The following is a 14,321-nucleotide window of genomic DNA, read 5'->3' as shown; positions in this document are numbered from 1 at the left end:
GTAAGGTATAGGAGAATGAGTTATGCAATATTATTCAGTATGGCCCGGATATTATAGTTTTAAATCCGAAATAAAGCTGTTTTTAAACGCCTTCCGTAGTTATGTGGATACAGTGTTAAAGAAAATCGAAGAAACAGAAAGCAAACTGGCATAAAAACCATTGCCAAAAGCAATTCGATAAACGATTCTATTTGAGGAATTAATTACTTTTCGAACAAGAATCTCACGGTGACATGCGAAATCAAAAATCACATGAGCACCCGTTTAAAACAGCTACTAGATTAGGGTTTGGTCAACGCTTATTTTGAAAAATAAGCGTTGATTTTTTGTATAAATTCAGAAATATTAATAGGCTTTGTAATGTAATCCAAACAGCCTTTGTCTTTAGCTTTAAGGATTTCATCTTCAGTGCAACAAGCTGAAACAATAACTGTTGGGACCTTTTTTTTCATTTCTTTGATAACATCATAGCCTGATTTTTTTGGGAGTTGGATATCTAAAAGCATTAAATCAAAATCATTTTTTTCAAGAATATCAAGAGCCATTTCGCCATCAAAAGCCTTTTGAACGGAATATCCGATTTGAGTAAGGATATCGACCATCAACTTCATATTCAGCTCATTGTCTTCAACGACCAAAATATTTTTTTTCATTTGATACTCCTAATTAGGCAATTCTATAATAAAAGTACTGCCCTCGTTGACCTTACTTTCAATATATATTTTGCCACCGTGAAGCTCCACAAGTTCTTTAGTAATAGTAAGCCCTAATCCTGTAGAACTTTCTGATTTAGTATAGGCACTATGAAGCTGAACGAATTTACCGAAAATTTTTCCTTGATATTTTTTGTCTATACCAAACCCGTTATCTTTCACTTTAATGATAGTTTTTTTGGCATTTTGAGCCAGAATTATTTCAACTTTTCCGTTTTCAGGCGTAAACTTTATCGCATTACTCAAAAGATTAAACAAAATTTGTTGAAGTTTTTGATAATCCGCATTTAGCATCAAATCATTTTCCATCGATTTCTCAACAGAAATATGTTTTTTATCAGCAAGCGGTCTGATAATATTAATGACCTCGTTAATACATTGAGAAGCAGAAAAATCTTTTTTGTTAAGCTTAAGCACTTTAGCCTCAATTTTAGCCAAATCCAAAAGCTCATTAATCATACCGAGCAAATGTACGCCGGAAGCGTTTATATCAGAAATATATTCTGATTGTTTATCATTCAAATCTCCAAACAATTTAGACTTCAAAACATCAGAAAATCCGATAATTGCGTTAAGAGGAGTTCTCAATTCGTGGGAAATATTAGCGATAAACTCATTTTTAGCCTTATCAGCTTCAAGGATTTTTTCATTTTGTTTTTTTATAGTTTTATAAGCCTGAGTTTTTTCAACAATACTTTCTTGAAGTGCCTTTAGTTGAAGCTTGAAAACATTTGAAAGTTCACTGTCTTTAATTGAGTAGGCGGCAACAGAAGAAAACGAGTTCAATATTTCTCTATCGTCGTCGTTAAATTTAGACCCGTCAAATTTAGCGATAAGAATAAACCCGAAGATGGTTTCTCTAATAATCAATTTTGCGAGGATATAATTTCCGACGCCTTTATCCAACTCCAAGTCTTTTGCAATATATGAATTTACACCAAATGAAAGTAATTTTGCCGAATATAAATCTTCTCGAGTTTTTTCAGACACGTCAAAATACAATTTTTCACCGCTGTAAGGAGCTTTTTGCCCGAATTGTTTGTCTGCTTTCAAATTCAATCTGTCAGCATTAACATAAAACAAAGCACCATAATCGAAGTTTATAATTTCGTTGAGTGAATCTAATAATTTAGAAAAACTTTTTTCAGACTCAAGTGCCGAATTAAGGACTTGAGAAAAATTCAATACAGCTTTTTTATACTTATTTTCCATAATAATAAAATTATATTCTTGAAGAAAAAACAAGGCAAACTTTTAACAATAAAAATACCCGCCTTAATAAAGACAGGTATTTTATTTAAAAATCAATTTAAAATTAAATTAGTTAGCGTAAACGCTGACTTGTTTTCTGTCACGTCTGTGAGGTTCAAACTTAACCACACCGTCAACAAGAGCAAATAGAGTATCATCTTTGCCGATACCTACATTGTTACCTGGGTGAATTTTAGTACCTCTTTGGCGAACAATAATATTGCCGGCAGAAACGATTTCTCCACCGAATTTTTTAACGCCGAGTCGTTTACTTTCACTGTCACGACCGTTTTTTGATGAGCCGACGCCCTTCTTATGTGCCATTTTTATATTCTCCTTGTAATTATATTATGTGTAATTATGCTTCTTCGCCAACAGTTTCAGATTTAGCTTTAGCTGCAGTAGTTCTGATTTTGTTAATCATAACTCTTGTAAAACCTTGTCTGTGACCTTGTTTTTTTCTGTAGCCTTTTTTAGCTCTTTGTTTGTAGACAATAACTTTTTTAGTTCTGTCATTTTTAACAACAACGCCTTCGACACTAGCATTAGCGACATAAGGTTGTCCTACTTTAGATTTTTTGCCGTTTACAATCATAACGATTTCTTTAAAAACGACTTTAGAATCAGCTTCAGAACCTAATAATTCAACATCAACATAACGGCCTTCTTCAACTTGGTATTGTTTACCGCCTGTTTCAACGATTGCGTACATTTGAGTATCCTTTCATTTAAGGGACCGTAGCCATAAGACTTTAAGAACGGCCGACCTATCTAACACTTTATGGCGACAAAAATCACCACTACAATAGTGTATCGTTGACAAAATTTATTGTCAATCCTGCTCAGCATGCCTGTTACGTAAATTAATAAGCAGAGAGGTAGAAACTTCGCAAGAAGATTGACCAAAAGGTCAATAAAAATTGACCCCGAGATTGATACATTCCATCGGGATAACAAATAGAATATTAATAGACAGATGGGGAGAGTACAATTTTGGCATTAAGATACGAGGGAAAAAAGCCCGACTTCAGTACAATAACACACAAAAGTTCAAAGCCTAATGAGGGCTTGGCATACGAATTATTTGTCAAAGCCGACGCATTGAGATTGAACAATTTGCACAAAGAAGCCGTAAAAGAATATCTTAATTCTATTTTGGTCAAGAGGAATAACGCAAAAGCGTATTATGGATTAGGGATTGCGTATAAACATTTGAGGGACTACGAAAGAGCGATTGATGCACTCGAAAAGGCGAAGGCATTGAGCCTTTTTGACGCAAAAATCCATTACGAATTAGGGATATGTTATTTAGTCAACGGAGAAATGTGTAGAGCAATAAAAAGTTTCGTCAACTCAATAAAACTCGACCCATCTAATATTGATGTTCAAATCCAACTGGGGATTGCTCATGAGATGATTGAAGAAGAGGATATGGCATTAATGATTTATCAAAAAATCATAGAAACCTCGCCATCTTTTATAAGAGCCTACGCACAAAAAGCTGCTTTATATATGAATTCTGAAAAATATTTGGAATCGGCTCAAACATTTAGACAAATACTAAAAATAAACCCCGATTATTACAGAGCTTATTTAGGAATCGGGATTTGTTGCGATAAACTCGACAAAAAAGTCGACGCCGTGAGATATTATAAGAAGTTTTTAAAACTAAAACCTCGCTCTAAAAACTCAAAAGATGTCAAAAAACGACTTGCGGTAATAAAATATGAATACACTCCACGTGAAACTTTTTTAAAAGTAGTATAAAAGTGGCATGAATGCGATAAAATTTGACCAATTTGCAGTTTTCTGCTAACTTATTCAGAGACGTCAAGTTTTACTGCGATAGAAGCTTTAAAAAATGGAAAAATTAGACATAATATCAATAGGCGAAAGCCTTATAGAGCTATCGAGCGAAAAAAGCCTTACTTATTCAGACACTTTGGATAAATATTATGGCGGAGACACTTTGGTTAGTGCTATTGCGGCTTTACGTATGGGTTCAAAAGTCGGATACATTACCAGAGTCGGAATGGACCATTTTAAAGATTTTTTGCTCGACAGTTGGCAAGCTGAAGGGCTTGACATCTCTCAAATAAAACTTATTGAAGGCTTCAACGGACTTTATTTTATTGCTCGCCCGACGGGCTCAGAAAAAGAATTTGCCTACTATAGAAAAAAAACAGCTGCAACCAATCTTTCGATTGATGACATATCAGCTGAATACATCCAAAATGCAGGTATTGTTTATTCTACAGGAGTCACTCAATCGCTTTCGCTTTCAGCAAAAGAAGCTGTAAACAAAGCTTTCACTATTGCAAAACAAAACAATGTAATGACAGCTTATGACCCGAATTATGCCCCAAAATTGTGGTCTAAAGAAGAAGCCAAACAAGCTTTTGAAGAAGTCCAAGACAATATCGATATATTGTTTTTGAACTTAAAATACGATTCTGAAAAATTACTTGAAATATGCTCGATTGATAAGTTAATGAAATATTTCTGGGACAGAGGAGTTTCCATAATAGTCGTGAAATCGCACGCAGAAAAAGGATATTATACCGGCTATCAAGGTGAGGTTTTATTTACGGAATTTTATGCAGATACGATTGTTGACACGACAAGTGCCGGCGATGCCTTTAACGGCGGGTTTATGCACGGAATTGCATCAGGGCTTACCCCTTTTGAATCAGCCCATATCGCAGCAATCGTAGCAGGATTGCAATCTCAAGGCATTGGAGCTATAAAATCAATTCCGTTCAAAAAAGATGTCTACTCAATTTATAAGGGCAATCATGAGTAAAAAAATAGTAATCTCCGGCTACTACGGCTTCGACAATTTTGGCGATGAGGGAATTTTAGGTATTCTCGTAAAAAACTTAAAAAATATGGATATCGAGAACCTCGAAATAACAGTGCTTTCATCAAATCCTGAAAAAACCGCAAAAAGATATGATGTCAAATCAGTTAAAAATTTTAATGTACCAAAAGTTATTGATACCCTAAAAGATTCTGATGTGTTAATTTCAGGTGGCGGAAGCCTTCTCCAAGATGCCACCAGCGTAAAAAGCCTTGCATATTATCTATGGGTTATTTTTATGGCTTTGTTTTATAAAAAGAAAGTTATAATCTTCGCACAAGGAATCGGACCTATTAACAACCCGATTGCAAGATTTATCACAAAAACACTCTTGAAAAAAGTTTCTTACGCAAGTGTAAGAGATGAAAAAAGTTTGTACTTGCTAAGAGGTTGGGGGATAAATCCTGAGCTTGTAAACGACCCGATGTGGAGCTTAGAGCTTTTAGAAAAAGAACCGAAAAACAGAATAGGAATTCAGCTCAGAGATTGGAAAACCCTATCTGATGAGTTCATCAACTCTTTGGCTCGCAAAGTCAATGAAAACTTCAAAGGATATGAAATATATCTTTATTCCTTCCAAGACTCACAGGATTATGAAGTTTGCACAAAATTTAAAAATTTCTTGTCTTTATTAGACCAAGAAACAAAACCTGTAATTATCTATCAAAGAACAAATCAAGAAATGATTGATTCTTTTATGAATCTTGACTATTTAATCGCAATGCGTTATCACGCCTGCATTTTGGCTTTAAAATACGGTATCCCCACACTCCCGGTAAGCTATGATGAAAAGGTTGAAAAACTTGCAAAAGAGCTCGAAATACCTTACATCTCACTTCCTGATGGAGATAATTTAAAAAATGCAGTCGAAGGATTAAAAATGTTTGATTGCGAAAAAGTGAAGAAAAAAATCGAAGAAAAACATTTCGATTTCAAACCGATTTTCGATATTATCGAGGAATAAAAATGTCAATTGAAAAAGTAAGAGATTATTTTAAAAAATTCAATGTTGAAGATAAAATTTTAGAATTCAACGAATCCAGTGCCACAGTAGAGCTTGCAGCCCACGCTTTAAACTGTGAACCAGCTAGAATTGCTAAAACATTATCTTTCAAAATAGACGAAAAACCGATTTTGATAGTCACTGCAGGTGACACAAAAATAGATAATCCAAAATACAAATCTTTTTTTGGCACAAAAGCCAAAATGCTCCATTTTGAAGAAGTGGAAAACCTTATAGGACACGGGATTGGTGGAGTTTGCCCGTTTGCAATAAAAGATGGCGTTGACGTGTATCTTGATATTTCAATGAAACGTTTTAATACAATTTTTCCCGCCTGCGGAAGCAGTAACAGTGCAATCGAGTTGACAATGGACGAACTTGAAAAATATTCAAATTCAAAATCGTGGATTGACATCTGCAAAGGTTGGAGCTAGCCTCTGGCAAGCAGAACCTTCTTATAGCAGGCTTTTTGAAGACTTTTACCTGATACACTATGTGTATTTTCTTGAAAAAGCAGTTATCACAAGAGTTTGGCAAAAATTAATACAAAAATATTTATGACAAAACCTCTGAAAAATCAGTATTTGTAATAATTAACGCTGATTTTGTCAAAAGCAAACAGTTTCAATTTTTTTCAAAAGAGCCTAAGAAACAGGAATACTAACGTCTGAAAGCTCTTTTTTTATATCTTCAACTGATACGAAAGACACATCAGAATTGTCATTTTTTTTGAGGTAAACGCCTTTGATACCTGATTGAACAATAAATCTTTTGCACAAAATACAAATAAAATTGTGACCGTATATATACATCGTAGCGTCCTTGCAACGGTCTTGCCCTGCTTGGATTATAGCATTTTGCTCTGCGTGAATACTTCTGCAAGTTTCGTATCTTGTTCCTGACGGAATATTGTTTTCAATCCTATAGCACTTGCCGATTTCTGCACAAGAAATAACTTTTGAAGGGGTGCCGTTATAACCTGTTGCTTTGATTTTTTTGTCATCACCGACAATTACAGCCCCAACTTGAGCTCTTAAACAATTTGAACGGGAAGCACATGTTTTTGCTATTTCTAAAAAGTAATCATTCCAAGGTTTTACCATATTTTTTGCCTTTACTCTTTACTAATTATTTAAACTATGAATCGGAGCAGGAATTCTGCCACCTCTTCTTACAAATCCTGTTGAAGAAAGCCCGTTTACAGGCATTATCGGTGCTTCTCCCAATAATCCGCCGTAAACAGCATAATCACCGACTTTTTTATTAGGAACAGGGATTACTCTAACAGCAGTGGTTTTTTTATTTATCATACCGATTGCCATTTCGTCAGCGATTATCCCCGCAATAGTATCGACAGGAGTATCCCCCGGGATTGCAATCATATCAAGCCCAACAGAGCAAACTGAGGTCATAGCTTCCAGTTTATCGAAAGTCAAAACACCTTTTTTCGCAGCTTCAATCATGCCTGCATCTTCAGAAACCGGAATAAAAGCACCGGATAGTCCGCCGACATGTGAACTTGCCATAATTCCACCTTTTTTTACGGCATCATTGAGCATCGCAAGAGCGGCAGTAGTACCATGGGCACCTGCATGTTCAAGCCCCATAGCTTGAAAAATCCCTGCAACACTATCCCCGATAGCAGGAGTAGGAGCGAGGGCTAAATCAATAACACCAAAAGGAATAGCCAATTTTTCAGCCATTTCACGCCCGATAAGTTCGCCTGTTGAGGTGATTTTATATGCAATTTTTTTAATTTTGTTAGCGACTTCACTCAAATCCGCATCCTTTGGAAGTGCCTCAACTGCAGCTCTAACCACACCAGGTCCTGAAACTCCGACATTTAAAGCACACTCGGGTTCACCTATCCCGTGAAAAGCACCAGCCATAAAAGGATTGTCACTCGGTGCATTACAAAAACAAACAAGTTTTGCAGCTCCCAATCCATCGGCATTTGCAGTCAAGTCAGCTGTTTTTTTAACAATTTCAGCCATTTTCAAAACAGCATTCATATTAATACCGGCCTTTGATGAAGCAACATTTATTGAAGAACAGATTTTATTTGTTTGGGTCAAAGCTTCAGGAATTGAATCTATCAGCATCAAGTCACCTTTTGTGCAGCCTTTTTCAACCAAAGCACCAAATCCGCCAATAAAATCAACGCCGACTTCTTCTGCTGCTTTATCCAAAACTTTTGCGAGATATACATAATCAGGATTTTTGCAAGATTCTCCGACCAAAGAAATAGGAGTAACCGCAATCCTTTTATTTACAATTGGAATTGAATATTCATTTTCAATTTCTTCTGCATAAACTCGTAGATTTTTTGCATACCGTAAAATTTTATTATAAATTTTTTCACCGGTAACTTTTACATCCTCACTAGCACAATCTCTCAAGCTCAACGCCAAAGTAACCGTTCTTATGTCGAGGTTGTGCACCTTTATCATATTAATAGTTTCTAAAATCGAATCAGAACTTATAAAACTCATTTTTTATTCCTGTCTAACTAAATTGTGTGCATATTATCAAATATTTGTTTCTTTTGAACCCAAAGCTCCATTCCGAGCTTTTCTCCAACATCAAGAAGCCCTTGCTTTATATCTTTAAATGAATATTCAGACTTACTGATATCACCCAGCAAAAACATCACAAAATAATCCTGCATAATAGTTTGCTTTATATCCTCAATATTAACACTGTATTTTGCTAACGCCGCCGTAAGCTCAGCAACAATACCAATTCTGTCGCAGCCTGAAAGCGTCACTATAATCTTTTCGTTATCCATTTTCGCCTCACTATTATTTGTATTTCTCTCACATCCTTGTCTACATTGTATCATAATCCGGTCTTTTATTAAAATTACTTTTTGCAGATTGCTATTACATAATTGCCTTATTTTTTACTATTGGGTAAAATAAGTCTGGATATGAAACTGCCAGGATTAACATGGCTAAAAACAGTTTTTCAAAAACAAATACTTCTGAAGAAGTCAATATCAGTATGACCGCATATAGGGCTTTGCTTGTGCTGGGATTTTTGATTGAAAGTCCTCATACAAAAAGTGAAATTCTACAAATTCTTAAAAATGATAAAATCACTTCTCGTGCTTGTTCAGAAGATACCCTGCGTGTAACTTTAAATACTTTAAAAGCAGCAGGATGCATCATCTCTCGTCCTACTCAAAAAAACAATTTCAATTATTCTTTAACATTTCACCCTTTCGGTTTGTTTTTCTCTAAAGAACAAATTAATTGCCTTAATACATTAAGAAGAAATCTTACAAATATTGAGGATTGGCAATACATACTTGATCTCAATAATCTTTTTAACAAAATCGCATTAAAATCTCACGACAACACTACAATTGAAGCATTTAAAGATAATGAACCGCTTTCTGAGGTTAATAAATCAATTTTGGAAACATTAAACAATCATTCTGTCCTAGGCAAAAATGTTTTGATAGAATATAATTCTGTACGAAACGGGCTTGAAGATTTATATATAATACCCAAAAAAGTCTTTTATGAAAATTTAAAATTATATGTCGAATGTTACTGCGAAAAATATCAAAAATTTGCATATTTAAGACTGGACAAAATCAAACAAATTAAAGGTATAGGCATCAAACCCGGTGCTTACGTACAAAAAAGCTATTTGGCAAAATACACAATCAAAGGCGATTCTGTTCTTACTTTCGAAAAAAAAACCAAATGAAACAATATTTCATCAAGATGAAAATCAAATCATCGTCGATACTCTTGTAGATAACGAATTTAGATTTATTCAAAGACTTCTCAGCTTTGGTAATGATTTGCACAGTATTGCACCGGAATCTTTAAAAGAAACCGTCTTAAAAAAATTAAAAAAAATAAAAATGGAGTACTCAAATGCCTAAAATACTCAAAAAAAATGATTCCGGTCTCCGAGTACTTGAAGTATTGAAAATACTGTTGCAAGGTGCTGCTTCAATTGAAGACATTATGCATAAACTCGAAAACAAAGAAAATATAGAAAATATTTACGCTAAAGAAACTCTACATAAATATTTTGCAACTCTTGATTTAATGGGGCTCATTGTTGTAAAAAGAAAATCAGATAACAAATATTCATTGAAAAAATTGCCCATAGAAATAGATTTGGAGCCCAACGAAATCAAGGCACTATGTATCCTGCAAAATTATGTAAAACTTTCGCTGAACGCAAAAACAAACACTCTATTTAATGAAATTCTTAAAAAAATAGAAAACAGTCTTTCTTATCAAACATCAACTACTTACAAAGCCATGCTTTCTAATTCTGTCATAAAATCAGACATAGAAAGACTTTGCCAATCTTCCTTGCTCGCAAAGTTTGAAGCCTACTGTATCGACGGACAAAAACTAAAAGTCAGCTACGTAAGCCAATCAAAAAAACTCACGGAAATCTTTATCGTAGAACCCAAGTCCGTAATTTTTGAAGATAAAAGAACTTACCTTCTTGCATACAGTCCCGTACTTAACCAAAATCAAAAACTCTTAATAAACAACATAGTAAAAGTAGTCCAATTACCTCAAAAAGCAGGTGCTCAAATCCTTACAAACTCAGTTGTTTTTGAGCTGAAAGACACTTTAGCCCGTTCCTACAAACTCAAAGACGGCGAAAGAATTGTTGATTCTCGCTATGGGAAATTAATAATTTCCAACGACCAAGAAGACAAAAATATTCTATATAGACGATTGCTTAAATACGGAGAAAATTGTAAAATTTTACATTCTTCAATAGCTCAAACTGAGTTCGCTGAGATGATTGACAAAATGATTTTTAATCTTAAAGGAGCTGATTAATGAAAAGGATAGCCCTTGTCCCTATTGACAACAGACCTGTTTGCTACGATTTGCCTCTACAAATCTCGGCGATTAATCCTGATATTGAGCTCATTCTACCCGATAAAAAATTTTTAGGAGGCTTGACATCTTCTGCCAACGCCTTCGCAATATTAGATTGGCTTGAAAAAACTCAAAATATTGACGCAATTATATTGTCGCTCGATACAATCGCCTATGGAGGACTCGTTCCCTCAAGAAGAAGCTCTGACTCATTTGAAGCCATAAAATGCAGAATTGAGCTGCTTTATAAAATCTTGAAAAATAGAAATTGCAAAATATACGCATTCTCTTCTATAATGCGAATTTCAAACAACAACTTTAACGAAGAAGAAAAAGATTATTGGGCTAGTTTTGGCAAAGATATATTTGAATACTCATTCAATCTCCACAAAATGGAAGTTACTCATGACAAATATTTGAACCAAAAATGCAACTGCATCTCAACAAAAATCCCTCAAGATATCCTTGATGACTATCTAATGACAAGAAACAGAAACTTTAAAATCAACAAACTCTACCTTGAATACGCTCAAACAGGATTATTTGATACTTTGGTCTTTTCAAAAGACGATTGTGCAGAATTCGGATTAAACGTAAAAGAAGCTAACATCCTGAAACAAAATATTTTAGACAAAAAAATCAATGCCTTTGTCAAAACAGGTGCTGATGAAATACCTCTCGCTTTATTATCTCGGGCAATTAGCAACGGAAAAATTATCAAAATCGCACCTTCATTTTTAATGCCGATTTCTATAGGCAAAATCTCAAAATATGAAGATATTTCTGTCATAGAATCTGTAAAATCACAAATTGAACTCGCAGGAGGGACATATTCAACCCCAAATTCTGCCGATTTAATATTGTATGTTAATAACTTCAAAAATGAGCAGGGTGAGCTTGTGATGGATACCTACGAGCCCCTTAACAACAGAGGTTTTAAGCCTGCTAGCTCTAAATATTTTGTAGCTGACATATTAAACGCAAACGGTGCTGATAATAGTTTTGTCGATTCGCTATTGGAGAATGATATCGATTGCAACAACTTCTACGGCTTTGCCGCTTGGAATACAACCGGCAATACCCTCGGAAGTGCGATTTGTGCCGCAATAACAAAATTCACAACCCAAAATCCAAACCTCGATGCCTTTAAAAAATTACAAACAATTCGATTTTTAGACGACTGGGCTTATCAAGCAAATTTAAGAAAAAAAATCAAAGACAAATTCAACACCATCGAAAAAGACTATATAGCAAGAAAAATGCAAAAATATGAAGCTAAACTCGAAAAAAAATTTGGGAAAGTTGCAAATAGCTATCAATACTCATTCCCATGGAATAGAACTTTTGAAATAGAAATAATACTGACATAACCTTTCTTGCACTTTTTGATAGAAGTTTTCCAAGAAATATCGCACATTTATGACAAATGGGGCTAATTTAGAGCGTTGAGGTTTGGTGTCCATCTCATTCTGAAATTGGCTTCTAAATATGACGCAATATATTTGAGAGCAACAAATTTGATTACATTGAGGTGATTGCTTGAAGATTATGCTAATCCCATAAAATTGGACACAAAAAGAGAGTTCGCTTAAATAAAAATTGACGCTTAAGGAAGGTTAAGTTATGGAAAAGAGAAAAGTAAAAAATACACAGCTGAAGTTAAGACAAAAGTAGTACTCGAATTTCTTAGGCAAAAACGAACACAAGCTGAGATAGCCTCAAAATATCAGGTGCCGCCGGCAAATATTTCTGTTTTAGTGAGGAAAATATCTTCAAGGTTCGGAAATAATCAAGCAGCATAATTCAACACCGGATAAAATCTAAGTTCAAGAATTCAAGCAAGCAGTAAAAATTTGTCTTGACAAATGAGCACACTATAAAATTACTAAATTTTAATTACAACTCCATCTCACGCTTAATCTAATATCATTTAACTGGTTAATTACAACTGAATTAAATTTTACTTGACGCAAATTCTTGATTGGGTTAAATTATAAGGGTAATCTTTATCAATATAAAGATTATAGAATTTTCTAAAAATGAAAATCAGCTTGAGTATTGACAAAAAGCATTACGGTTTCTCATTTAAGGATAAAAAACAAATACAAAATGGGCGTGTGGCGAAATTGGTAGACGCACTAGACTTAGGATCTAGCGCCTTTGGCATGGGAGTTCGAGTCTCTTCACGCCCACCATTAAAAAAGAAGTCTTTACGACTTCTTTTTTGCTGTTGTGTGTCAGGGTATAACCTTTCTAGGGCATTTTGATGGGAATTTTAGAGGCAAGAGTGACTCGTTTATGCTAATTGAGGCTTGTTTTCAGTGTTGAGATTTAGTGAGAGAAAAGTTCCGAAACTTCCGTTTTCTTGCACAGAATTGCACTAGAAAATTGGAATTTATAACAATTCTTGATTGCACGCCTTAAACGTGTCTGCACGGCAAGACTTAACGCGTTGCCCATTCGCACTCTGCCCGTAATCCGCTACCCCACACCAAGCGAGTCGTTTTTTTGACGAAATCAAGTTATTCTTTACAATTACTTTGAGATTACTCATTTAAATTACCCGAAGTGAGAAGAAAGTAAATCCCAACTAAAACTAGGTAAAACCCTCTTGTTGCCTTTCTCGACGCACTTCCTACTTCGGCAGGAAGTTTTAACTTCAGGTAATTGTTAGGGTAATTCAAAAATATCAAAAGGCACCTCAGTAAGTGTCTGTAACTCAAACATATCAAAGGTTAAAGACTAATATGCGTTTTTTATATATGACAACTCAGCAACACAAGACCGACGCAAATCTGAAATTTACGACAAACGGGTTCATCTGAGAGAGAATGGGGGAAATTCAAAACAGTAGCAGGTTTCCAACGATTACTTCGGTTCACTTGGCACGATAAAATATTTTTGACATCTCCATCTCAAAGTTTATTCGATATCAATACAAATGTTTCAAACTTTACAATATTTATCAACCTAAAAACTCGTTATATAATTTTTTTACACCTGGAATCCAATTGCTATTTAAACCTGTGGGGTCATTTGCAGCTCCTACTGGACAATATTTAGGACCGATTGTTTCTGGAGTCGTCAAACCTTGGTCAATATAGTTCTTCTTTAGATTTGAAGCCATTGCGTTCAAGCCGTCTTCTAAGCTGCTAAATTCTTGTAAAGTGCTACAACCTGTTGATGGATCCATCAAACCACCGGGGTTATTTTTGTTTTTTATTGCTGATGAAGTTCCATAACCGGTTTCATTACAGATTATAGACGCTAAGAGTGCCGGCTCAACACCATTTTCTTCAGCCACTTTTTGTATAAGGTCAGCTTTTCCTTCTAAAACACCTTTGAGAACAGAGTTTAATTTTTCAGACAATTTGCCGTCTGTTGTTGAATTATCACCGATAACTTTATCCGTCTTTTCTTTTTGTTCAGCTTGAGCAAGCTCTGTTTTAAGAGTTTGGATTTCACCGTTCAGTCCATCGGTTTTTGTATCTCTTGTTGTTTCAAGTTCTTTGATATTCTTGTCGGTTTCTTCTTTTATTTCTTTTGTTTTTTCTTCTACTTTGTTTAATTTATCCTTTATTTCAGGGTGCTCTTTTGCCATTGTATCAAGCAATTTGTCTTTTTCA

At 34.7% G+C, this 14,321-nt stretch carries 16 protein-coding genes and 1 tRNA gene; 9 read left to right on the top strand and 8 right to left on the bottom strand.

The annotated features are described in order from the left end of the window. Positions 1–22: 22 nt before the first annotated feature. Positions 23–154 carry a hypothetical protein gene (locus PHV37_09965; GenBank protein ID MDD3238405.1) on the top strand — a complete coding sequence of 44 codons (132 nt, stop codon included), beginning with the start codon at positions 23–25 and terminating at the stop codon, positions 152–154. A gap of 145 nt (positions 155–299) precedes the next feature. Here the strand turns inward: PHV37_09965 and PHV37_09960 are convergent, their stop codons facing one another. The 4 genes from PHV37_09960 to rplU all read right to left on the bottom strand — a co-directional run bounded on the left by PHV37_09960 (position 300) and on the right by rplU (position 2,676). Continuing rightward, a complete protein-coding gene (locus tag PHV37_09960; GenBank protein ID MDD3238404.1) occupies positions 300–653 on the bottom strand; it encodes a response regulator in 354 nt (117 codons plus the stop codon). A 9-nt stretch (positions 654–662) separates the two neighbouring features. Then, the gene (locus tag PHV37_09955; protein ID MDD3238403.1) at positions 663–1,925 is read right to left on the bottom strand and encodes an ATP-binding protein; all 1,263 of its coding nucleotides are present in this window, start codon (positions 1,923–1,925) and stop codon (positions 663–665) included. 108 nt (positions 1,926–2,033) lie between these two features. Continuing rightward, positions 2,034–2,288, bottom strand: coding sequence for a 50S ribosomal protein L27 (gene rpmA / locus PHV37_09950; protein ID MDD3238402.1), 255 nt, complete (start codon positions 2,286–2,288; stop codon positions 2,034–2,036). A gap of 34 nt (positions 2,289–2,322) precedes the next feature. Further along, positions 2,323–2,676, bottom strand: coding sequence for a 50S ribosomal protein L21 (gene rplU, locus PHV37_09945; protein ID MDD3238401.1), 354 nt, complete (start codon positions 2,674–2,676; stop codon positions 2,323–2,325). A gap of 281 nt (positions 2,677–2,957) precedes the next feature. On the opposite strand from rplU, the gene PHV37_09940 reads away from it, so the two are divergent. From PHV37_09940 to PHV37_09925, 4 genes are all read left to right on the top strand, one after another. Further along, entirely contained in the window at positions 2,958–3,731 is a 774-nt protein-coding gene (locus PHV37_09940; protein MDD3238400.1) for a tetratricopeptide repeat protein, read from the top strand. A 94-nt stretch (positions 3,732–3,825) separates the two neighbouring features. Further along, positions 3,826–4,767, top strand: coding sequence for a sugar kinase (locus PHV37_09935; protein ID MDD3238399.1), 942 nt, complete (start codon positions 3,826–3,828; stop codon positions 4,765–4,767). Next, on the top strand, positions 4,760–5,788 hold the full coding sequence (gene csaB, locus PHV37_09930) for a polysaccharide pyruvyl transferase CsaB (protein ID MDD3238398.1): 1,029 nt from the start codon (positions 4,760–4,762) through the stop codon (positions 5,786–5,788). The genes PHV37_09935 and csaB overlap by 8 nt, the downstream gene beginning before the upstream one ends. Before the next feature lie 2 nt (positions 5,789–5,790). Then, a complete protein-coding gene (locus tag PHV37_09925) occupies positions 5,791–6,261 on the top strand; it encodes a YbaK/EbsC family protein (GenBank protein ID MDD3238397.1) in 471 nt (156 codons plus the stop codon). Between the two features lie 210 nt (positions 6,262–6,471). Here PHV37_09925 and PHV37_09920 read toward each other — a convergent pair whose 3' ends face one another. Genes PHV37_09920 through PHV37_09910 form a run of 3 tightly spaced genes read right to left on the bottom strand, consistent with a single transcriptional unit; the run spans position 6,472 to position 8,615 of the window. Then, positions 6,472–6,930 carry a dCMP deaminase family protein gene (locus PHV37_09920; protein MDD3238396.1) on the bottom strand — a complete coding sequence of 153 codons (459 nt, stop codon included), beginning with the start codon at positions 6,928–6,930 and terminating at the stop codon, positions 6,472–6,474. A 21-nt stretch (positions 6,931–6,951) separates the two neighbouring features. After that, positions 6,952–8,319: a PFL family protein gene (locus PHV37_09915; protein MDD3238395.1), complete on the bottom strand. Its 1,368-nt coding sequence runs from the start codon at positions 8,317–8,319 to the stop codon at positions 6,952–6,954. Between the two features lie 17 nt (positions 8,320–8,336). Next, positions 8,337–8,615: an ACT domain-containing protein gene (locus PHV37_09910; GenBank protein MDD3238394.1), complete on the bottom strand. Its 279-nt coding sequence runs from the start codon at positions 8,613–8,615 to the stop codon at positions 8,337–8,339. A gap of 161 nt (positions 8,616–8,776) precedes the next feature. On the opposite strand from PHV37_09910, the gene PHV37_09905 reads away from it, so the two are divergent. The 4 genes from PHV37_09905 to PHV37_09890 all read left to right on the top strand — a co-directional run bounded on the left by PHV37_09905 (position 8,777) and on the right by PHV37_09890 (position 12,890). Next, the gene (locus PHV37_09905; GenBank protein MDD3238393.1) at positions 8,777–9,544 is read left to right on the top strand and encodes a WYL domain-containing protein; all 768 of its coding nucleotides are present in this window, start codon (positions 8,777–8,779) and stop codon (positions 9,542–9,544) included. Between the two features lie 173 nt (positions 9,545–9,717). After that, complete coding sequence (locus tag PHV37_09900) at positions 9,718–10,653, top strand: hypothetical protein (protein MDD3238392.1); 936 nt, start codon at positions 9,718–9,720, stop codon at positions 10,651–10,653. After that, a complete protein-coding gene (locus PHV37_09895; protein MDD3238391.1) occupies positions 10,653–12,065 on the top strand; it encodes a DUF4127 family protein in 1,413 nt (470 codons plus the stop codon). The genes PHV37_09900 and PHV37_09895 overlap by 1 nt, the downstream gene beginning before the upstream one ends. A gap of 741 nt (positions 12,066–12,806) precedes the next feature. Beyond that, a tRNA-Leu gene (locus PHV37_09890) sits at positions 12,807–12,890 on the top strand. A 770-nt stretch (positions 12,891–13,660) separates the two neighbouring features. Here the strand turns inward: PHV37_09890 and PHV37_09885 are convergent. After that, positions 13,661–14,321 (bottom strand): glucosaminidase domain-containing protein (locus PHV37_09885; protein ID MDD3238390.1); only part of this gene is annotated, 661 nt, incomplete at its 5' end.

This window comes from Candidatus Gastranaerophilales bacterium (genome assembly GCA_028693235.1).
Lineage (GTDB): Bacteria > Cyanobacteriota > Vampirovibrionia > Gastranaerophilales > Gastranaerophilaceae > JAQUVW01.
This window is presented reverse-complemented; position numbering and strand designations above follow the sequence as displayed.